At 61.0% G+C, this 19,193-nt stretch carries 21 protein-coding genes; 7 read left to right on the top strand and 14 right to left on the bottom strand.

The window, feature by feature from the left end; genetic code table 11:
• Positions 1–61 precede the first annotated feature (61 nt).
• The 5 genes from SynA1825c_RS03455 to SynA1825c_RS03435 are packed head-to-tail and all read left to right on the top strand — an operon-like array spanning position 62 to position 3,507.
• Positions 62–1,207, top strand: a complete 1,146-nt coding sequence (locus SynA1825c_RS03455; RefSeq protein WP_186470293.1) for an 8-amino-7-oxononanoate synthase — start codon at positions 62–64, stop codon at positions 1,205–1,207.
• Positions 1,204–1,932: an alpha/beta hydrolase gene (locus tag SynA1825c_RS03450; RefSeq protein ID WP_186470292.1), complete on the top strand. Its 729-nt coding sequence runs from the start codon at positions 1,204–1,206 to the stop codon at positions 1,930–1,932. Before SynA1825c_RS03455 ends, SynA1825c_RS03450 begins: the two co-directional genes overlap by 4 nt.
• Complete coding sequence (locus SynA1825c_RS03445) at positions 1,929–2,687, top strand: methyltransferase (protein WP_186470291.1); 759 nt, start codon at positions 1,929–1,931, stop codon at positions 2,685–2,687. The genes SynA1825c_RS03450 and SynA1825c_RS03445 overlap by 4 nt, the downstream gene beginning before the upstream one ends.
• Entirely contained in the window at positions 2,684–3,355 is a 672-nt protein-coding gene (gene bioD, locus SynA1825c_RS03440) for a dethiobiotin synthase (protein ID WP_186470290.1), read from the top strand. The genes SynA1825c_RS03445 and bioD overlap by 4 nt, the downstream gene beginning before the upstream one ends.
• Positions 3,352–3,507 carry a hypothetical protein gene (locus tag SynA1825c_RS03435; RefSeq protein WP_186470289.1) on the top strand — a complete coding sequence of 52 codons (156 nt, stop codon included), beginning with the start codon at positions 3,352–3,354 and terminating at the stop codon, positions 3,505–3,507. The genes bioD and SynA1825c_RS03435 overlap by 4 nt, the downstream gene beginning before the upstream one ends.
• Before the next feature lie 43 nt (positions 3,508–3,550).
• On the opposite strand, the gene SynA1825c_RS03430 is transcribed toward SynA1825c_RS03435, so the two are convergent.
• Complete coding sequence (locus SynA1825c_RS03430) at positions 3,551–3,841, bottom strand: hypothetical protein (RefSeq protein WP_186470288.1); 291 nt, start codon at positions 3,839–3,841, stop codon at positions 3,551–3,553.
• 54 nt (positions 3,842–3,895) lie between these two features.
• Between SynA1825c_RS03430 and bioA the strand changes: the two genes are divergently transcribed.
• Positions 3,896–5,185 (top strand): adenosylmethionine--8-amino-7-oxononanoate transaminase, encoded by a 1,290-nt coding sequence (gene bioA / locus SynA1825c_RS03425; RefSeq protein WP_255478441.1) that lies wholly within the window; start codon positions 3,896–3,898, stop codon positions 5,183–5,185.
• Between the two features lie 6 nt (positions 5,186–5,191).
• Here the strand turns inward: bioA and SynA1825c_RS03420 are convergent, their stop codons facing one another.
• Complete coding sequence (locus tag SynA1825c_RS03420; protein WP_370593774.1) at positions 5,192–5,392, bottom strand: DUF3143 domain-containing protein; 201 nt, start codon at positions 5,390–5,392, stop codon at positions 5,192–5,194.
• A 7-nt stretch (positions 5,393–5,399) separates the two neighbouring features.
• The gene (locus SynA1825c_RS03415; protein WP_255477045.1) at positions 5,400–5,960 is read right to left on the bottom strand and encodes a J domain-containing protein; all 561 of its coding nucleotides are present in this window, start codon (positions 5,958–5,960) and stop codon (positions 5,400–5,402) included.
• Between the two features lie 28 nt (positions 5,961–5,988).
• Here SynA1825c_RS03415 and rsmG point away from each other — a divergent pair, with 28 nt between their 5' ends.
• A complete protein-coding gene (gene rsmG, locus SynA1825c_RS03410; RefSeq protein WP_186470285.1) occupies positions 5,989–6,753 on the top strand; it encodes a 16S rRNA (guanine(527)-N(7))-methyltransferase RsmG in 765 nt (254 codons plus the stop codon).
• Here the strand turns inward: rsmG and SynA1825c_RS03405 are convergent.
• The 11 genes from SynA1825c_RS03405 to SynA1825c_RS03360 form a co-directional block, all read right to left on the bottom strand.
• Positions 6,729–7,937 (bottom strand): aldo/keto reductase, encoded by a 1,209-nt coding sequence (locus SynA1825c_RS03405; RefSeq protein WP_255478440.1) that lies wholly within the window; start codon positions 7,935–7,937, stop codon positions 6,729–6,731. The two genes, rsmG and SynA1825c_RS03405, sit on opposite strands and share 25 nt — an antisense overlap.
• Positions 7,937–8,335 (bottom strand): ferredoxin, encoded by a 399-nt coding sequence (locus tag SynA1825c_RS03400; RefSeq protein ID WP_186470284.1) that lies wholly within the window; start codon positions 8,333–8,335, stop codon positions 7,937–7,939. Before SynA1825c_RS03400 ends, SynA1825c_RS03405 begins: the two co-directional genes overlap by 1 nt.
• Positions 8,336–8,364: 29 nt before the next feature.
• Positions 8,365–8,757, bottom strand: coding sequence for a DUF1257 domain-containing protein (locus SynA1825c_RS03395; protein WP_186470283.1), 393 nt, complete (start codon positions 8,755–8,757; stop codon positions 8,365–8,367).
• Positions 8,757–8,966, bottom strand: coding sequence for a DUF2997 domain-containing protein (locus SynA1825c_RS03390; protein ID WP_186470282.1), 210 nt, complete (start codon positions 8,964–8,966; stop codon positions 8,757–8,759). Before SynA1825c_RS03390 ends, SynA1825c_RS03395 begins: the two co-directional genes overlap by 1 nt.
• A 107-nt stretch (positions 8,967–9,073) precedes the next feature.
• Positions 9,074–9,883 (bottom strand): HEAT repeat domain-containing protein, encoded by an 810-nt coding sequence (locus SynA1825c_RS03385; protein WP_186470281.1) that lies wholly within the window; start codon positions 9,881–9,883, stop codon positions 9,074–9,076.
• A 15-nt stretch (positions 9,884–9,898) separates the two neighbouring features.
• Positions 9,899–10,024, bottom strand: a complete 126-nt coding sequence (locus SynA1825c_RS13600; RefSeq protein ID WP_255442756.1) for a hypothetical protein — start codon at positions 10,022–10,024, stop codon at positions 9,899–9,901.
• A 39-nt stretch (positions 10,025–10,063) separates the two neighbouring features.
• The gene (locus tag SynA1825c_RS03380; protein ID WP_186470280.1) at positions 10,064–11,827 is read right to left on the bottom strand and encodes a sodium:solute symporter family protein; all 1,764 of its coding nucleotides are present in this window, start codon (positions 11,825–11,827) and stop codon (positions 10,064–10,066) included.
• A gap of 28 nt (positions 11,828–11,855) precedes the next feature.
• Entirely contained in the window at positions 11,856–12,896 is a 1,041-nt protein-coding gene (gene rlmN, locus SynA1825c_RS03375) for a 23S rRNA (adenine(2503)-C(2))-methyltransferase RlmN (RefSeq protein WP_186470279.1), read from the bottom strand.
• Positions 12,893–13,045, bottom strand: a complete 153-nt coding sequence (locus SynA1825c_RS03370) for a chlorophyll a/b-binding protein (RefSeq protein WP_186470991.1) — start codon at positions 13,043–13,045, stop codon at positions 12,893–12,895. Before SynA1825c_RS03370 ends, rlmN begins: the two co-directional genes overlap by 4 nt.
• A 68-nt stretch (positions 13,046–13,113) precedes the next feature.
• Positions 13,114–17,205, bottom strand: coding sequence for a DNA-directed RNA polymerase subunit beta' (locus SynA1825c_RS03365; RefSeq protein ID WP_186470278.1), 4,092 nt, complete (start codon positions 17,203–17,205; stop codon positions 13,114–13,116).
• Positions 17,206–17,251: 46 nt separating this feature from the next.
• Positions 17,252–19,156 carry a DNA-directed RNA polymerase subunit gamma gene (locus SynA1825c_RS03360; RefSeq protein WP_186470277.1) on the bottom strand — a complete coding sequence of 635 codons (1,905 nt, stop codon included), beginning with the start codon at positions 19,154–19,156 and terminating at the stop codon, positions 17,252–17,254.
• Positions 19,157–19,193: the final 37 nt, after the last annotated feature.

Here is a 19,193-nt window from a genome sequence, read left to right as displayed (position 1 = left end):
GGCCGCATAAGCCAAACAACGTCAACCATCCTGCTGGGCTGTGGGGACCGAGACTGATGGCATGAACATTCCTCCGGCCCGCCGCCGTCAGCTGCGCACCTGGTCTCCATCAGGGAAGGATGGTCGCTTGCAAGCGGGGATGGCGACTGCCGATGAGGGATTGCTGGATCTGGCCAGTAACGACTACCTGAGCCTGTGCCGCCATCCGGCTGTGATCGCCGCAGCCCATGAGGAACTGCTGCGAAGTGGTGCTGGAGCCGCTGGATCGCGCCTGGTGAGCGGCACACGCCCCGTGCATGACCAACTGGAAACCGCTCTGTCCCACTGGTTGGAACGCGAACGGGTGCTGCTGTTTCCCAGCGGTTTCCAGGCCAATCTGGCGGCCGTGAGCGCCCTGGCGGGCCGTCACACGATCGTGCTTGCAGATCGGCTGATTCATCACTCCCTGCTGGTGGGCGTGCAAGCCAGCGGAGCCCGCCTCCGGCGATTTGCCCACAACGACTTACAAGCACTGGAGCATCTGCTGCTGCAATGCCGGGACGATCGTCCCGGCGCTCCGCTGCTGGTGATCACGGAAAGCCTGTTCAGCATGGAGGGAACTAGTCCTGCACTAACTGAGCTATCCGCACTGTGTCGGCAGCACGGAGCACAGCTGCTGCTCGACGAAGCGCACGCCCTCGGCGTGCTGGGTGACGGTGGGCGGGGACTGGGGTACAGGATGAGCGACGTGACCATGATCAGTGGCACCTTCGGCAAGTCCTTCGGTAGCGGCGGCGCTTTCCTGGCCTGTGACGAAGCTCTTGGCGACCATCTGCTGCAGAGCAGTGGGGCCTTCCGGTACACCACAGCACTCGCACCTTCGTTGGCCGCGGCGGCCCTCGCTGCTTTGCAGCTGATCCAGGACAATCCCAGCTGGGGGGCGGAGCTGCTGCAACGGGGCGAGATCTGGCGAGCCCGCCTGCAGACCGCTGGCTGGACGCGGCCGATGGGGACCGGTCCGATTCTGCCGCTCGTAGTAGGAGACGACCAAACCTCACTGGACCTGCAGGGGGAGCTGGAGCAAGCGGGTCTGCTCACCGTTGCGATCCGCCCACCGACGGTGCCAGAAGGCTGTGCCCGGCTCCGTCTAGTGCTGCATCGCACCCTGCCCGATGAGACATTGGACTCTCTGATCCAGGTTCTGGCTCGCACCGGCAGTGCTCAATGAAACAGGTCATCGCCATGCATGGCTGGAGCGGCGACGGAGGCAGCTGGCAGGCCTGGGAGCGCCATTTCAGCCGGCATGGCTGGAGCTGGTGCAGTGGCGAACGCGGCTACGGCGACCGCACACCCACAATGCCCTTCTGGCAGACGTCGGAACCAGGGGAATCCCAACCGTGCCGTGCCGTGATTGCCCATTCCCTAGGCCCGCATCTGATCGGGACCGATGTGCTGACGCAGGCCACCGAAGTGGTGCTGCTAGCCAGCTTCGGGCGATTCGTTCCTGAAGGCCCGCAAGGGCGCGCGCTGCGAACAGGTCTTAGAGGAATGCGCAAGGCAATCGGCGGAGCAGGAGAAACTGCCATGTTGCGCACGTTTCTTCGAAGAGCCGCGCAACCCGGCAACGCCGATGGCTTGCCGCATGGCCCCGTGCAGAAGGGGCTCTCTGCGCAAGGCCGAGAGCGGCTTGCCAACGATCTTGACCAACTGATTGCCACCTGTGGCCTGCCCAAGGGACTCCCCTCCAGCGCAAGGGTTCTGGTGGTGGATGCTGAGGAGGATGCGATCGTCGCTCCAGCAGCCCGTCGAGATCAGCTGCTCGCACTCGAACGCCATCTCGAACAACCACCAGAGCATTGGCAGCTGCGCAAGGCGGGCCATGCCTTGCTGGTTCCCGATCTGCTGAAGCGTGTTCAACAGTGGCTGGACCATGCGTCCCCAGGCCCGGCATGACCACCGATGCCTGGGGTGACCGCGTGCTGTCACGCTTCGGAGCCGCGGCCGACCGCTACGACTCGGCGTCCATGCTTCAGCGTGCCGTGGCCTGGCGCCTAGCCGGCCATTGCAGAAGGGTCGGCGTCCCCAAGGGATTGTGGGTTGATCTTGGCAGCGGCACCGGGAACCTCGCTGATGCACTGGAGAGCCATCACCCTGGGCAACAGGTGCTGCGTCTGGACGGAAGTGACGCCATGTTGCGCCAGCAACCGTCATCTGTGCGCACCCAGCTTTGGGACCTGAGGCAACCCCTACCCAGCTGGGAGCTCAGCCCCAGCCTGCTCGCCTCCAGTTTCTGTCTGCACTGGCTGGACTGCCCTGAACAACGGGTGAAGCAATGGCTGAACCGGCTTCAATCGGGTGGATGGCTGGCGCTTGCTCTGCCGGTTGAAGGCTGCTTCCCGCAGTGGCATCAGGCTTCTGCACAAAGCGGGATTGCCTGCAGCGCGCTGGCATTTCCACACCACGCGTCGTTGTGTGGTGATCTGGAATCAGAGCAGCTTCAATTCACCCAACAGCTTCACTTCACCACGAGTGCGATCAATCTCCCCCAGCTGCTGAAACCGCTCCGCCGCGTGGGTGCCGGCTCAAGCCGGACCCAGGCTCTACCTGTGCAGGACTGGCGAGCGCTGCAGAGGTGTTGGCCTGATCGCGATGACGATCGAAGGCTCAGACTCACCTGGGTGATCCAACTGCTGCTGATCCGCCGATGACCGCACCCCGGACTCCACTACGCCTTGTGGTCTGCGGCACCGACACAGACGTCGGCAAAACGGTGATCAGTGCCCTGCTCGTCCAGGGCCTGAAGGCCCGCTACTGGAAACCGGTTCAGAGCGGACTCGAGGGCGGCGGAGATCGGCAACGGGTGGTGGATTTAATCGACTTGCCAGCGTCCCAGTGGATACCCGAGGCATACGCCTTTGATGCTCCGGTGTCGCCGCATTGGGCTGCGGAGCTTGAGAATCGACAACTCGACCCCGACCGCCTGACCCTGCCAGCCGACGATGGGACGCCCCTAGTGGTGGAGACGGCGGGGGGACTGCATGTACCACTGAACCGGTCATGGCAGCAGATTGATCAACTGCAGCGCTGGGGGCTCCCCGTGGTGCTCGTGGCTCGCAGTGGTCTGGGCACGCTCAACCACACCCTGCTCAGCCTGGAGGCACTTCGAAACCGCAGCATTCCAGTGCTGGGTCTTGTGATCAACGGTCCCCGGCACGCTGACAATCCGCGCACCCTGTCAGAACTGGGGCATGTTCCCGTGCTGGCTGAACTACCGGTGTTGGAGCCTCTCAACGCAGCTGCACTGGCAGACGCGTGGCAAAAGCAGGGCCTGGGCCCTAAGTTCGAGGCGCTCGCTGCATGCCCAGACCATCAATGACCAGTCGTCAGACCTGGGCCACCGCCGCCGTTGTTCTTCTCTGTGGCGGCATTCTCGTGCTGTTCACGGATGTAGAGGTGCAATTGGTGCGTTGGTTCAACTGCGGACCGATCGCCACCCAGAGCGAACAAGACAGCGAGGTCTGCCGCTGATCCGGCCTTGGCGAACTCAACCAACCCAAAGAGGTTGCCTTGCTTAGCCCAGCGGCCTGGAGCGCAAAGGACAACGCCCCATCAGCAAGGCCACGTGGCGCACAGCCATGGACAACGGCCATCCCTGGCGCAACTGCTCATGAATCTGTTCGATTTGTGATGGTGACCATCCCCGCATTTCAAGACGTGCCTTGATGCAGGGCCAGCCGCCTTCGAAAAAGATGCTGCGTGATCCTTCACGACCTGGGCCCAATCGCGGTGTCTGAGGCGCCGGCTCCACAAAGCGATTGGAGGGAGATCGCAGCCGGCGACTGCCGACCTGAGGTGTGGTCATTGTCCCCCCTCTTGTCGAACGCCCATGATGACAACAGGCGATCGAACGTGCCCAGTGTCACGGAACCATCACCCCAATCTTTGGCCTCCTTTCACCTCCATCACCACCACTCCACCGCTGGAACAGGTGGTTCGCGGCGAAGGCGCGGTCCTCTACAGAGCGGAAGGGCCACCACTGATCGATGCCATCAGCAGTTGGTGGGTCACGCTGCATGGCCATGCGCACCCAGTGGTGGCTGAGGCGATCGCGGAACAGGCCGCCAAGCTAGAGCAAGTGATCTTCGCTGAATTCACCCATCCCCAGGCGGAACGCCTGGCGGAACGCCTGGCCGGACGCACTGGCCTCGAGCGGGTGTTCTTCTCCGACAACGGATCGACGGCCGTGGAAGTGGCCCTGAAGACGGCCGTGCAGTGGTGGCACAACCGTGGCGAAGCGCGTCAGCAGCTGATTGCCTTCGACGGGGCTTATCACGGGGATACCTTTGGCGCGATGGCTGTCGGGGCGCGCAGTCTGTTCAGCGAACCCTTTGATCCGCTGCTGTTCCCAGTCACCCGGATCCCGTGGCCCCACACGCACTGGAACGACGAGGAGGTGGAGCCTCGCGAGCAACAGGCCTTGGACGCACTAGGGCTGGCACTACGGACACCAACAGCAGCGGTGATTCTCGAGCCGCTCGTTCAGGGAGCGGGCGGCATGCGCATCGTGCGTCCTCAGTTTCTGCAAGCGGTTGAACAACGGGTGCGCGAGGCCGGCAGTTTGCTGATCGCCGATGAAGTGATGGCGGGATTCGGACGCTGCGGCCGGTTGCTGGCTTCGCAGAGAGCCGGCATCACACCGGATCTCGTGGCTCTGTCTAAAGGGCTCACAGCAGGGTTCCTGCCAATGGGAATCACGCTGGCCAAGGAAGCGATCTTCGAGGAGTTTCTCGGCACCGATCCAACCAAGACCCTGTGGCATGGCCATAGCTTCACGGCCAATCCCCTGGGCTGTGCCGCAGCCAATGCCAGCCTGGATCTGCTCGAAGTCGAGCCGGAACAGCACGAACAATTTGAACAGCGCCATCGGTCCCGATTGGAACGCCTGGCGCAACATCCCAGAGTGCAGCGTCCTCGCCTCTGCGGCACGATCGCCGCCTTCGACCTGGTGACGAGCGGAACCCAGGGCTATCTCAACCCCGCCGGCAAAGTCTTGCGACGACTGGTCAGGGACCAGGGGGTGCTGATTCGTCCTCTGGGGGATGTGGTCTATCTCTTACCGCCGTTGTGCATCAGCGAAACCCAGCTTGATCAGTGCTACGAGGCCATCTCCAACGGATTGGAGGCGTTGCCTGCCAGCGACCTATGAATCGGATCAAGGGCCGAATCGCAGGGCAGCCTCGACGTCGGATCGGGGCAGCCGGTAGGAATAACTGCAACTTCGCGGTGGCTGCGCCGAATCCCAGATCACTCCAAGGTCTTCCTGATCCAGACGCAACCGCGCCCGCCAGTCAGGCTGTTCCCAAATCCAGTCGCAGGGATCCTGCTCACTCCGGGTAGCACCCAGAGTCTCCAACCAACGTTCAAGGGCTCTGAGGGAGTGCTGGTTGAGCGGCGTTTCTGGCGAAGGGAGTGATGCCATCGGAACCACCGGATTGCTCAGCACTTTTCTGAGTCTGCTCCTCGAGCAACCAGCTCGGCTGCACCTGAAGCTCAAGCCCACGACTCCAGGCCACACCGACACCCAGCAGCAGACAGAGGGCCAGAGCACCCAGCAACAAGAGCAGCGATAGCCATTCCCCCCCGGAAAGAGGCCGGCGCTGACCGATGTTGTCGGGGACTGGAAGCGTGGGGGTCTTCAAGGCTGGGGGATTGTCGCGCTCGCGCAGCGCAGCGTCATAGAGGCGCCGCAGTCCCGGATCCGCGAGCTGTTCATAGGCATCGCGCAGCAATTGGAACTGGTGGGCCGCATCCTCAGCCGGCAAGCGGGTGGTGTCGGGATGCACGGCCTTGCTCAGGCGGCGGAACGCTTGCCGCACGGTGTCGACGTCGGCGCTGCGGGACACGCCCAGACGCTCGTAATGGGTCATGTCCTGGGCCGAAGGAGCCATCGCTTGCAGGAACACCTCCGGCCAGAACGGCATTCTAGAAAGGTCTGAAGGGCAGGCCGCCATGCCGGATTCATCGCCGTTCGCCACGCCAGGGCCGGAACTTTGGAGGTTGCTCGGATGGACTCCGGATCCCCAGCAACTGCAACAGCTGATCGACTTACAAAGGCTGCTGCAGGACTGGAACAGCCGCGTCAACCTCACCCGTCTGGTGCAAGGCGAGGATTTCTGGATCGCGCAAGTGCTGGATAGCCTTTGGCCTCTCTCGCCGGAGCTGGCGAAACCGGAGACACCACGTCGTTGCATTGATGTGGGCACAGGTGGAGGATTTCCTGGGCTAGCCGTGGCGATTGCGCTGCCGGGTGCGCACCTGACTTTGGTCGACTCGGTTGGGCGCAAAACCGCAGCGGTTGCTGCCATGGCGTCTGCACTTGGACTGAGCGAGCGCGTGGTCGTTCGCACCGAACGGGTGGAACGAACGGGCCACGATCCCGGGTGCCGAGGTCAATTCGACCTGGCCATGGCGCGCGCTGTGGCTGCAGCACCAGTCGTGGCGGAATACCTCGTGCCCCTGCTGCAACAGCAGGGACAGGCGCTGCTCTATCGAGGCCGCTGGCAGGCCAGCGACGACGCCGAACTGCAACCGGCCCTTGAGCTTCTCAACGCACGGACCCATGGCATCAGCCGCACCGAGCTTCCTGCCGATCGGGGCCCACGAACACTGATTCGCATCAGCGCTGATCGCGCAACCCCCAAAACTTATCCCCGCGCCATCGGTGTGCCGACCAAGCTTCCTCTGGGATGTCAGGCCGACGACAGGCGCTCTTGACGTTCTCCGCCTGCTCGATCTCTGAGACGTCGGAGGATTCCAGGAATTTGCTCTCGCCAGGGGCTGTCCTGCAAAACAGCCATCAGATCCGTCTCCGTCACAGTGGCATCCAGAGGATCAGCATTGGAACCAGGAAACCAATGGCCGCCACGCCCCAGCAGACCGTAACGGGCTTTGACGAAACCTTCGAGATCCCAAGCCTCGACAAGGTTGTGCAACCATAGAAGCAGGGGAAGATTCAACTCTCCCGGTGTGTCTTGCCAAGGCGGCAGACCCTGCTGCCAACTGTCCATCCAGGCATCTCCCAGCACCTCCCGCGCCGCCTGATGCAGGCGATGCTCAATCGGCGTGATCAGTGCATCCGCCTGGTTGAGCAGAGCCACCGCATCGAGGTGGAGTCTCAAGTCGTCGGGGGAGGAAGCGCCGACGCTGATCGTGTGCACCCTCGGATCTCGCAGACAGAAGAGATCGTTGAACACGATCGGATGCAGTGGCGACGTTAAGGCGCGGAGCCTTGGTCCAGGCGTGTGCAGATGTCCCCCCTTGTCCGTCGGACTGATGATGAAGACTCCCATGTCATGGCGATGGGCTGCTGCGATCGCAGGTTCATTGTCTTGACGAATGAAATACCAGTGAAGGTTCACGTAATCGAAACAGTCCGTCTCGATCGCATCGACGATCAGCTCGGGTTCGCCATGGGTGGAGAACCCCACATGGCCAATGCGCCCCTGCTCTTGCCAGCGACGGACCACATCGAGACATCCGCCGGATCGAATGGTCTGCTCGAGATGGTCATGACGATTGATGCCATGAATCGCTAGCAGATCCACCCGTTGCACTTGCAGGCGTTCGAGCGATATCTCCAGCTCAGCCTCAAAGGCCTCGGGATCTGCCTGAGGCGGCACTTTGGTCTGAAGAATCCTAGATGCATCAGGGCTTTCAGGAAGTGCCCAACCCAGTTGCCGCTCCGAGCTGCCGTAATGCCGTGCGGTTTCCACGTGGTGGAGGCCAGCCTCGACGGCTCGACTGAGAGTGTCTCCCAAGAGACGTTGTGATTCTCCGGTGATGGCCTCAGCCGCGAGGTCGGTCCAGCTCTGCTGAAAGCGCATGCCACCCAGAGAGAGCACCGGCATGGCAATCCCTGTGCGCCCAAAGCGTCGTGTCGGCAGGGCAGAGCTGGCCATCAGTCGTGACTGGTGTTGCGTGGCAGCTGCCGACGCAGTCGAGCCGGGGAAGGGAGGCCCAGCGGCAGCAATTCCTGAGCATCCAGTTGCCGCTTCAAGGCTGGCAGATCATCAAAGGCGACCCAATGAATGCAATCGACGGGACACGTCTCGATCGCTTCTTGAATGCGTTCAGTGCTATCGCCATCCTGACGGATCGCACGTGAGCGCCCGAGATTGGGTTCGATGCAGAAAGTGTTGGTAGCGACATGGGCGCAATAGCGACAGCCAATACACACCGCTTCATCCACCCACACCGCCTTTTCGCGCAATTCACCCCCGAGCACAGGCTCCTTCCCAGTGCGCTTGTCCTGTTCATAGGAGGCAGCGACATAGGCGGCCGCCGAGGGATCAACCACTGGTCATCAGAGACGCAACGTGAATGGGCTTAGGCGTCCCAGCGGGTCACTACAAGCTCAATGGAACCGTCCTGGCAATCCGTTTGTTGGGCCACATCGAAGCCTTCCTGGCGGCTGGCTTCAAGAACCGAACGCAGGGCGTAACGCTGGGTGAGCTTGGAGAGGAATCGCTCGACAGGAATGGGCTGACGCCACAGGTCCAAATCGGTGACGAATTCATAGGCACCGCTGGTCTCATTCCAACGGAAACCGAAATCCGCACTGCCCTCGACCGCAACAGCCAGTTCAGCGTCAACAGTTTGCCCTTGATAACCCCGGACTGCCTGCTGACTCTCGCCAGGGGTGTATCCCAGATCTTCCAGCGCTGCTCGGAGTGAGGGGAGCTGACGTAGTTCGGTTTTGACAGTACTGAAGTGAGACATCAGGAAGGCTCGACGGACTGGGGTTGCGATTGGGTCAGGACCTGAGGAGAACAAAAGGCTTCAGCCGTAGGCTGACGCTGCTCAACGGTGCCAAGGGCCGCCTCTAAACGATCCGTGAGCTGCAGACAGGCGTCGCCACTGACACCCTCCACCTGCTCTTCAACACGCCCATCCGGGCGGATGCGGAATCGAACTGTGCGTTGAGGCATGCACCAACACAGAATTGGCCGCATGTTAAGGGCAACTGATCGAAATCTGAGGTTCACCTGTCACAGGATCCGACCAGATTTGAGTCAGAGCTTCAGCCCCTGAGGGGTCAAAGCAGCAGACCTTCGTCCAGGAGGGTTTGCAACCGGTCGACCAAGTCTGGGTTATCCAACTGCTCAAGAGCAGTGCGCGCTTCATCGCGAACAGCAGTTTCCGGATCCTTCAGCAGTGCCGCCACGAAGCATTCGACCACTTCCTCTTGGCGAGGCTTGACCAACATGTCGTGGAGGCGACCGAGTGCCCAGATGCAGTTGCTGCGAACCACAGGCTCGCTGTCGATCTTCAGGCTGAGCAGCAGTTGCCCCGCAGCGAGATCCGCCTTGGCAGGGGAGGTACTGCCAGCCTCAGCTAGAGAAACCGATGCCCAAAGTCGTACGGCTGCAACGTCGACCTGCAAGGCGCGGATCAATGGGTTGAGAACCGGAGCATCTGAATAATTTCCCAAACTCCAGGCCGTGGCTTTGCGCACATAGGCATTGCTATCGACCTGCAGAAGAGTGAGCAACGCCTGTACAGCCTGGGTTGAAGGGTTCCGTCCCAGCGCATAAACGGCACTCATCCTCACCACTGGACACGTCTCGCCCAGCAGCGGCAAGAGCAATGGAACGGCTCGTGGATCACGGTGTTCACAGAACACTCTGAGGCCCTGAAGCTTTTGGTCATGGCCTTGCTTGAGCCATTCCAAGCCGGCGTCACAGGAACGCACAGCTTCAAGCGCATCCCCTTCTGGATCATCCGGAGCGATCTCATCCAGTGGGTCTCCCACAAGCTCCGCTTCGAGCTCGCGAGCCAGCACATCAGGATCGATGGCCAACTCCGGCCTCGGCTCCTCATTGTGGTTGCCGGATGAATCGCGCATGAGCCGATCGTAATCTCAGCCGATAGGTGCAGGCGCAAGCATGTCACCGGGAAGCCAAATCCTGGCGCTGACGGCCACGAGAGCCAAAGCGAACAGAGCCACGATCAGGATTGGGAGCAGGGTGCTGCGAAAAAAAGCCAAGGCATTGCCTGATTTCATTGCATTGTGACTGGCGCTCGATCAGAGCGCTGCGACCGAACGGCGTGGAAGTCGAAGCAGTGTCAACGACACCACTGCCACCACCAAGCCGAGCCAGCCCAATGGCGTCTGGTGCAGAAGGAAAGCGCCGGAGCCCAACAGGGCACCAAAGAGCACACCCGAACTGAACACAAATCGGGCCAGCAGGTCTGGGAGGCTTTCGCTAGCCTGCACTTCGAAGCGCCGACGCCACTGGTTCCAACCGGGGCCGGGTGGTTGCACCGTCTTCACAAAACGCTCCAACACATCCGAAGACTCTGGTGGTGTCACCAGCATCACCGTGATCCAAACCACCGCGGTGAGCGCGGTGGTGACCATCAGCCGCTGACCGTAATCACTGATCTGAAGCAGGGGCACCACCGACGTGGTGAGGCCTACGACAAAGCCACAGAGCATCGCGGCCAGCTCCGCTGTTGCATTGATCCGCCACCAAAACCAGCGCAGCACAAGCACCACCCCCGGGCCGGTGCCGATGGCGATCACCAGACGGAAGACCGTTCCAATGCTGTCGCTGATCAGAGCGGTTGCCACCCCCAGTACCAACAGCACCACGCTCATCACCTGACCCACCAGAAGCAACTCGCGGGGCGAAGCGTTCGGACGCAGGAAACGTTGATAGAGATCGTGGGTCAGATAGCTGGCACCCCAATTCACGGAGGTGCTCACGGTGCTCATAAAGGCAGCCACGAGCGACACCACCACCAGACCAAGCACCACAGGAGGCAACAACTGCACGGCGAGGGCGGGATAGCTCATCTCCCAATCGCTCTGATCGGGCAGCAACACCAGAGCCGCCAAGGCCACGAGCACCCACAACCAGCTGCGAACCAGATAATTGACCACCAGAAACACCCAGCCGGCAAGACGAGCCTGCTGCTCGTCTTTCGTGGCCAGCATTCGCTGAATGAATTCACCACCACCGTCACTGCGACGGAAGCTCCACCACTGCACGGTGAGGTAGGCCAGGAAGGTCGAGATGCTGATGCCAGCCCCACCGATCCAGTCGAAACCGTTAGGACCCCAGCGCCAGGGAACGAGGGACAGCAACTCAGGGCGCTCGATGGCGCTGAGCTGATCCAGGAGTGAGCCCATTCCACCGGCCGCATGCACCGCTGCCCAAGCCACAGCAGAGGCCCCCAGCAGAGCCAGAAGCAACTGAATGAAATCAGTGATCACCACGGCCCACAGTCCCCCGGCCACGGTGTACGCCAGGACCAATGCAGCGACGATGCTGAGCAGCAGCAGCGTGTCGGGGATTCCCCCGGCGGCGACCACCGGTCGGTTGGAGACGATGCCCAGAGCCTCCACCACTTTGCGCATGGCGAGGAAGGCATAACCGATGCCGATGCAGTTGACCGGCAATGCCAACAGAAAGGCCTTGATGCCCCTAAGCCAAGCCGCTGCCGGCCCTCCATAACGCAATTCAGTAAAGGCCGCATCCGTGAGCACCCCACTCCGGCGCCAGAGCGGTGCGAACACCACGGCCATTGCCACATGGGCTAAGCCGAACCCCCACCACTCCCAGTTGGCCGCGAGGCCTCGGGTGCCAACAATGCCCGCCACGTAAAGCGGCGTATCGATGGAGAAGGTCGTGGCGGCCATCGAAGCGCCCGCGAGCCAACCGCTGAGGCTGCGACCTGCAACGAAATAGTCATCCTCACCACGGTTGCGTTTGGCCAACCAGAGGCCAAGGGCCAACGTCGCTGCCAGGTAGCCAATCAGGATGATCCAGTCGATCGGGGCCATAAGACCGGGCAGGTGGCCGCAGTCTCCCCTACTTCAGGCGCGAGCGCCGCAGCTGACCGCAGGCTGCATCCTGGTCCAGACCACGGCTAGCCCGCAGGCTGACAGCGATGCCACGACGCTCAAGCACCCGCCTGAAGCCGTCGATGCGTTCACGGGAGGGCCGCTGAAACTCCTCTTCTTCGATTGGGTTGTAAGCAATCAGATTCACATGGCTCTGAAAGCCACCCACACGATCCGCCAGCTCCTCAGCATGCTGCGGACGATCATTGAGATTGCCGAGCAAGATGTATTCAAAACTCACCCGCCGACCGGTCACCGCCAGGTAGTGACGGCAATCCTCGAGGAGATCGTCATAGGGGTAGGCATGCGCGGTGGGGATCAATTCCTCGCGCAGCTGCTGATTCGGTGCATGCAGGCTGACGGCCAGTGTGAATTGCGCGCGACCAAGTGTCTCGAGGGCCAGTTCCGCCAGCTGCGGAAGCGTCTTTGGCACGCCAACCGTGCTCACGGTGATCCGGCGCTGGCCGATGCCGAGATCATCGTTGAGGCAACGAATCGCCTCGAGCACCGCTTGACTGTTCAACAGTGGTTCACCCATCCCCATGAACACGATGTGGGAGGGGCGACGATCCATGGCTTCGCGCACGCTCAGCACCTGATCAACGATTTCATGCGTGCGCAGTGAGCGCTGCAGACCGTCCTTGCCAGTTGCGCAGAAGCGGCAGGCCATCGGACATCCCACCTGGCTGGACACACAAACTGTCAGTCGCTGATCGGTTGGGATGCCAACGGTTTCGATCGTTTCACCGTCTTCGGTGGCCAGCAGAAGCTTGGTGGTCGCATCTGCGGCAACCGATCGGTGCACTTCCTTGAGGCGACCGATAGTCACCCCTTCGTCCTGAAGACTGGATCGCCACGCTTTGGGCAGCACCGTGATGTCATCCAGACAGCGGGCACCCTTGGCGTACAACCAATCGTGGAGCTGCCGGCCCCGGAAGGGCTTCTGCCCCTGGGACACGACCCAGTCTTCAAGCTCGGCCGCGCTGCGGCCGAGCAGGGTCTTGCTCACCAGATCAGGAGGCCATGGCCAAGCTTGATCTCAACCACGAGAAGGGCAATGAAGCCGAGCATGGCAGCACGCCCGTTGAGGCGCTCAGTGTGGGTGTGAAACCCATACCGAGGCAGTCGACGAACCGGGATCGTGGTGGGATCAATCATGGACTGAACGGGCATCGTGGATCAGTTTGGTGGCCGCCGGGGAGCGGCCGCGAGAGCGAGCGCAGAACTCACTCATCACTGAGAAGCCCCTCCTCCTGCAGACCCTCGACGGCTTCTGCATCCACCACCTGCTCTTCCTTCAGCTCGTTGTCGCCTTCAGGACGGGCAAACGCTGCAAAGTTGGCGCCCGCTTCAATGCCATGACGGCTGCGAGTGGCCTCGAGATCCGCATCGCTGGGATCGTCGAGAACCGCAGAGGCATCGGCGGCAGGAGCGGCCGGCATGTCAACGGTGTAATCCGGGCGCAGGTTCTGCATGCGGCGATAGCCAGCAGGATCCTCGGCAAGGATGTCCGGATGAGGACCAGCCTCAGCCCGGAGCTCTTCCTCGAATCCGCTGAAACCGGTACCGGCCGGAATCAAGCGACCGATGATCACGTTCTCCTTGAGACCACGCAACCAGTCGCTCTTGCCCTCGATGGCAGCTTCCGTGAGCACTCTGGTGGTCTCCTGGAAGGAGGCTGCAGAGATGAAGCTGTCGGTGTTGAGAGAGGCCTTGGTGATCCCGAGGAGGACAGGCGTGAACTCCGCAGGCGCACCACCGGTGATCGACATGGCCTGGTTGGTGTCCTCCACCTGGCGCAGCTCGATCAGCTCGCCAGGAAGAAGCGTGGTGTCACCAGCATCCTCGACCCGAACCTTGCTGGTCATCTGACGGACAATCACTTCGATGTGCTTGTCATCGATCGACACGCCCTGGGACTTGTAGACGTTCTGAACCTCGGTCACCAGACGGTGCTGAAGGTTGGCGATCGCTTCTTGAGCGGCCTCCATTAGAGGCTTGCGACTGCGCAGGTCTTCGAAGAAACACTCGAGCAGTTCGTGGGGATTGATCGGTCCATCGGTCAACAGCTCACCGGCGAGCACCTGCTGGCTATCGCTGACCATCACGTTGCGGCCAAGAAGAATCGGATACTCAGCGACAGCATCATCGGCCTCAATGACCGTGACAACGGTGGTTTCGTCGTCCTCTCCCTGCTTGATCTCAACGGTGCCGGGCTTCTTGCAAAGGATGGCCGACTCCCTCGGACGACGGGCTTCCAACAGCTCTTCAATGCGGGGCAGACCCTGAACGATGTCACCAGTCTTCTGCCGCTCGAACACCAACAGCGCCAGACCATCCCCACGCTGCACGAGGTCGCCGTCTCGCACGTGAAGCACGGAATCCGGCGAGATCATGTAGGGGCGACCCAGTCGCAGGGTGACGGCCTTGGCATCGACTTTCTCGACCTCACCACAGCAGTCCGCAGCCTGACCCTCAGCGAGCAGTTCACCGTCAACAATCCGCTGACCAACGGTCACCACAGGTGCAGACGCTGTGTTGATGGTCACGGTGTCTTCAGACCGCTCAACGATCAGACGCCGCACTGGCTCGTTCTCCGAGGGTTCGGGCAACTGAGCCACACCTTCCTGCTTGCAAAGGATCTGTGTGGTGGCGACCACATCACCAGCCTTGATGGACTGGCCGTCCTCCACCTGGAGTTCGGTGTGGGTGGAACCGTGACTCGAGTCAGAGATGGTGTCGCGACGAACCAGAATGCTCTCCAGGATCACCAGCTGTAGACGTTCGATCGTCTTGGCTCGCTTGTCGGGCACACGCTCGACGTCAACCGTCATCTGCGGTGTGGTGTCAAAAGTCTCGAGCATGAGCTGCGTCCGCAGCAGCTCAACACCCTCAACAGACTTGACCAGCTCGTTGTCTTTGAACGCAAGACGCTGTGTTGCCTTCAGACCCAGGTGCGGGCCATTGGGCTGTTTGACATGGCCAAGATCAGGCAGCTGAGCCTCATTGGGAATGGTGTATTCCTCAACGGGACGCAACAACAGACCCGTACCCTCGGGGGTTTCAACGGTCTGCACGTAGACCGTGGCATCGGTGCTGATGCCCTTGGCGATGGGCTCACCGGGGTTGACCATGACGCCATCACCGGTGAAGCGCTCCAGCGCTTTCTTTTCGGTGCACAGATGGAAACTGCCGCTACGAACAATGATTTCGCGAAGAATGTCGTTCTTCTGAGTCACTGTCACGATGCCCGCGGTCTGGCTGAAGATGTCCTTCACTACCTCGGTGCCAGCCTCGATCCACTGACCATCGGTGATCATCAACAGGGAGATGTCCTTGTTGATCTCGTGAGTTTCCTGAGGAATCCACAGCAGGGTTCCACCTTTATTCACCTCGTAACCGTTCTTGGCTGAACGCGCTTTTTTGATCGCCAAACCAGGAGCAAACTTCACCAGACCACCGGTCTGCGTGCGGAAGCGATCGTCATTGAGTTCAGCAACAACTTCGCCGCTGCCGATCTTGCTGCCGGGGATGGTGTTTAGGCGGTAACGGGTGCCGTCTTTGGCCTCAAGATTCCAGATCTCCCCAGCATGGGTGGATTCACCCTGGAGCTTGAAGTCACGCAAGGTCATCGCCGTGGTGACGATCTGAACCTCGCGAGAATCACCCAGAGCTTCACGCAGGCGGACGGCACCGCCGTACTCAGTCGCCTGGCTGGCTTCTGCCAGCACCTGCGCTTCGACCACCTGCGCGCCAGCTGTGACCACAGGTTGAGCATTCGGAGGCAGGTTGTAGACATCACCGGCCAGCACCCACATCCGACCCAATCGTTGGGCTTTGTGCGTGATGTTGCCCTGGCGGTCTGTGACTTCCCGAGGCTGGATGGTGGGGTCGTAGCTGACCTGCCCAGCCAGGTCGCAGATCACGTCTTTCGTGGCCTTCTCAACGCTCTTCTTCACCGCACCTGCGGCGATCTGGGCCACGGTGACATCCGCGTCAATGGCCTGGCCGTTGTCAACGAACAGCAGAGAACCGTTGGTGATCTCAATCTTCTGGGCCTTGCCTTTGCCCGAGGGCTGAATGGTCAGGTTGAAGTCCACCTCAGCCTGTTGTGCATCCACGCCGTGCGGGGTGCGATACGGGCGAACGCGTGCTTTCGCACCAAATTCCACGGTGCCGGCCAACTTGGAACGCACCACGCCGGTTTCAGCCGTGGACACACCACCGGTGTGGAACGTCCGCATCGTGAGCTGGGTTCCGGGCTCACCAATGGACTGAGCAGCAATGATGCCGACGGCTTCACCCAGATCGACGAGTTCGTTGTGAGCCAGTGCCCAGCCGTAGCACTTCCGGCATACCGAGCGATTGGCTTCACAAGTGAGCGGTGAACGCACGCTCACTGCAGCGACACCAGCCCCCTCAAACCGTTTGGACAAGGGCGGATCGATCTCGGTGTTGCGCTCAGCAAGCACTTCGCCGTCGGCAGACACCACCTGATCAGCGGTCAGCCGTCCGACCAGTCGGCTACCGAACTTGCCGTCCTCCGCCTTGACCACGATGCAGCGTGTCGTGCCGCAATCGTCTTCGCGCACGATGACATCCTGAGCAACGTCCACCAGGCGTCGTGTCAGGTAGCCGGAGTCTGCGGTGCGCAGTGCCGTGTCAACCAGACCTTTTCTGGCGCCGTAGGAGGAGATCACGTATTCAGTGACCGTCAGACCCTCACGGAAATTGGTGCGGATCGGAAGGTCGATGATTTCACCCTGCGGGTTGGCCATCAGACCGCGCATGCCCACCAGCTGACGCACCTGGGACATGTTCCCTCGGGCACCGGAGTTGGCCATCATCCAGACCGAGTTGAGCGGGTCGTTCTGGTTGAAGTTCTTCTTGACCGCATCCACCAGACGCTCATTGGTCTCGGTCCAGGTGTCGATCACCTTGGTGTGACGCTCCACTTCCGTGATCACACCAAGGCGATACGACTCCTCCGTGGCTGTGATCAACTCCTCGGCTTGACCCAGCAGATCCTGCTTGGCTTCAGGCACCTTGAGGTCGTCGACGGAGATCGAAACAGCCGCTTGAGTGGCGTACTTAAAGCCAAGATCTTTGAGCTGATCGGCCATCGCGGAGGTGGCCGCCGTACCGTGGTGCTTGTAGGCCCAGGCCACCAGCTGCTTCAGACCTTTTTTGTCGACCACCTTGTTGCGAAAGGGTGGTGGTGTCTTGGCTAGAGCGCGGGCTTCTTTTGCCGCCTTAGCGGCCTTAGCCGCTTTGGACGTCTTGGAGGACTTACGGGATTTGGAGGGAGTGGAGGTCATGACAGCGCGGTGAAAGGAAGGTGAGAAGCGGATTGAGGGGTGACGTTCAGGTGGCTGCCACTGCGTCGATGATCGTGTGATTCATCACCACACGTCCCACGGTCGTGAGGATGTAGCGGCTGATCAGGGCTCCGTCTTCATCGAAACGATCACGGCGGAAAGTCCACTGCTCCAGACGTGTGCCATCGGACAGGGTTTCGCTGCTCACGGGTTCATCCCGCTCGTCATCGTCATCAACTTCGCCGTTGAAGCGCACCCACACCCAGTCGTGGAGGCCAAGACGCTTGTCTTCAAAAGCGTGAATCACATCTTCTAGACCCGAGAAGGTGCGGCTGCGATCACCGAAGTCGATCGGTGCCATCTCCGGTTGAAGTGCTGTGAGGTAGTAGGCACCGAGAACCATGTCCTGAGAGGGCGTGATGATCGGTTCGCCGGTGGCTGGAGACAGGATGTTGTTGCTGGCCAGCATGAGCATGCGGGCCTCGGTTTGCGCCTCGATCGCTAGAGGCACGTGGACAGCCATCTGGTCACCGTCGAAGTCGGCGTTGAAGGCCGGACAGACCAGGGGGTGCAGCTGGATGGCGCGACCATCCACCAGCTTGGGCTCAAACGCTTGGATACCAAGACGGTGCAGCGTCGGAGCACGGTTGAGCATGATCGGGTGTCCTTCGATCACCTCTTGCAGCACCTGCATCACCTCATCATCGGCCCGCTGAATCAGCTTCTTGGCCGCCTTGATGTTGTTGACGATGTTCTGCCGGATCAGGCGATGAATCACGAACGGCTGGAACAGCTCGATCGCCATCTCCTTGGGAAGACCACACTGGTGCATCTTGAGCTTGGGACCAACCACGATCACGGAACGCCCGGAGTAGTCGACACGCTTCCCGAGCAGGTTTTGACGGAAACGACCCTGTTTGCCTTCGATGATGTCGCTCAATGACTTGAGCGGACGGTTGTTGGCGCCTACCACGGTGCGGCCACGACGGCCGTTGTCGATCAGGGCATCGACGGCTTCCTGCAGCATCCGCTTTTCGTTGCGGACAATGATCTCGGGAGCGAGGATTTCCTGAAGCCTTGCGAGACGGTTGTTGCGATTGATCACCCGTCGGTAAAGGTCATTCAGGTCGGAGGTGGCAAAACGTCCACCATCGAGCTGCACCATCGGGCGCAGGTCGGGGGGAATCACCGGAATGACATCCAGCACCATCCATTCCGGACGGGCGTTGGTGGCGATGAAGTTGTCGATCACGCGCAAACGCTTGATCAACTTGGCCCGCTTCTGACCCTTGCTACCGGCGATCTCTTCGCGCAGCTGTTCCGCCACCTCTTCAAGGGTGAGATCTTCCAGCAATTGCTTGAGGGCCTCGGCACCGATGCCCACCACGGGCTCGTTCTCAATCTCGGAATCTTCGGCGTAGATCTCGTCTTCAATTTCCAGCCACTCGTCTTCCGTGAGCAGCTGTTTGTACTTCAGATCCTTGTGATCGCCGGGATCCAGGACCACATAGCAGTTGAAGTAAACGATCTGCTCCACATCCCGCAGGGGCATGTCCAGCAGAATGGCGACATAGCTGGGGATCCCCTTTAGGTACCAGACGTGGGAAACGGGTGCCGCCAGTTTGATGAAGCCCATGCGATGACGACGCACCCGGCTTTCGGTGACCTCCACGCCGCAGCGCTCACAGACGATGCCCCGGTGACGCACGCGCTTGTACTTTCCACAATGGCATTCCCAGTCCTTGGAAGGGCCGAAGATCTTTTCGCAGAACAGCCCGTCCATCTCGGGCTTGAGGGTGCGGTAATTGATGGTCTCCGGCTTGGTGACCTCACCGACAACCTGGCCGTTGGGCAGGGTGCGCTGTCCCCACTCCATCACCCGATCGGGTGATGCGAGGGTGATCTTGACGTAATCGAAGTGGTTCTCGGTGCGGAGGTTGCTGTTGGTCATTGACGGTTAAGGAAGAAGGAGCGGTTTGTCGGTTCGT

The organism is Synechococcus sp. A18-25c, from assembly GCF_014280035.1.
Lineage (GTDB): Bacteria > Cyanobacteriota > Cyanobacteriia > PCC-6307 > Cyanobiaceae > Synechococcus_C.
Note: the sequence above shows the minus strand (reverse complement) of the source record. Positions and strands in the feature narration are given on the sequence as shown.